The 1166-nt window shown below is 70.1% G+C and carries 1 protein-coding gene; it reads right to left on the bottom strand.

Annotation, left to right across the window (positions count from 1 at the left end; translation table 11 throughout):
- Positions 1-1166: acetyl-CoA C-acetyltransferase (locus CFB41_RS36995; protein ID WP_256941414.1), on the bottom strand; the 1166-nt coding region annotated here is incomplete at both ends.

Raw genomic sequence — 1166 nt, 5'->3', positions numbered from 1 at the left:
CGCTCGACCGCGAGCGCGACCCCCATCCCGCCACCGATGCACAGCGACGCCAGCCCGCGCTTCGCATCGCGCTTGGCCATCTCGTGCAGCAGCGTCACCAGGATCCGGCAGCCCGACGCGCCGATCGGGTGGCCGATCGCGATCGCCCCGCCGTTCACGTTCACCTTCGACGTGTCCCAGCCCATCTGCTTGTGCACCGCCAGCGCCTGCGCCGCGAACGCCTCGTTGATCTCCATCAGGTCCAGGTCGCCCGGCGTCCAGCCCGCGCGCTCCAGGCAGCGGCGCGATGCCGGCACCGGGCCCATCCCCATCACGCTCGGATCCACGCCCGCGTTCGCGTACGCCTTGATCCGCGCCAGCGGCGTCAGGCCGAGTGCCGCCGCCTTCTGCGCCGACATCACCAGCACCGCCGCCGCGCCGTCGTTCAGCCCCGACGCGTTCGCCGCCGTCACCGAGCCGTCCTTCGAGAACGCCGGCTTCAGCCCCGCCAGCGACTCCGCCGTCACGCCGTGACGCACGAATTCGTCGGTGGCGAACTGCAGCGGCTCGCCCTTGCGTTGCGGAATCGCCACCGGCACGATTTCATCGTCTAAGCGGCCGGCCTTCTGCGCGGCTTCCGCCTTGTTCTGCGACAACGCCGCGAACGCGTCCTGCTCCTCGCGCGTGATCCCGTACTCCTTCGCGACGTTCTCCGCCGTGATGCCCATGTGGTACTGGTTGTACACGTCCCACAGGCCGTCGACGATCATCGTGTCGACCAGCTTCGCGTCGCCCATCCGGAACCCGTCGCGCGAGCCCGGCAGCACGTGCGGCGACGCGCTCATGTTCTCCTGGCCGCCCGCGATCACGATCTCGGCATCACCCGCGACGATCGCGTTCGCCGCCAGCATCACGGCCTTCAGGCCGGAGCCGCACACCTTGTTGATCGTCATCCCCGGCACTGCCGTCGGCAGCCCGGCCTTGATCAGCGACTGCCGCGCCGGGTTCTGCCCGGAACCGGCCGTCAGCACCTGGCCCATGATCACTTCGCTGACCTGCTCGGGCTTCACGCCCGCACGCTCCAGCACCGCGCGGATCACCGTCGCGCCCAGCTCGGGCGCCGCAATCTTCGCAAGCGAACCGCCGAATTTGCCGACCGCGGTCCGCGCGGCCGATACGATCACTAC

The sequence above is a fragment of the Burkholderia sp. AU33803 genome (assembly GCF_002223095.1).
Classification (GTDB): Bacteria; Pseudomonadota; Gammaproteobacteria; order Burkholderiales; family Burkholderiaceae; genus Burkholderia.
The sequence above is the reverse complement of the archived record's forward strand: the minus strand, read 5'-3'. Positions and strand labels throughout refer to the sequence as shown.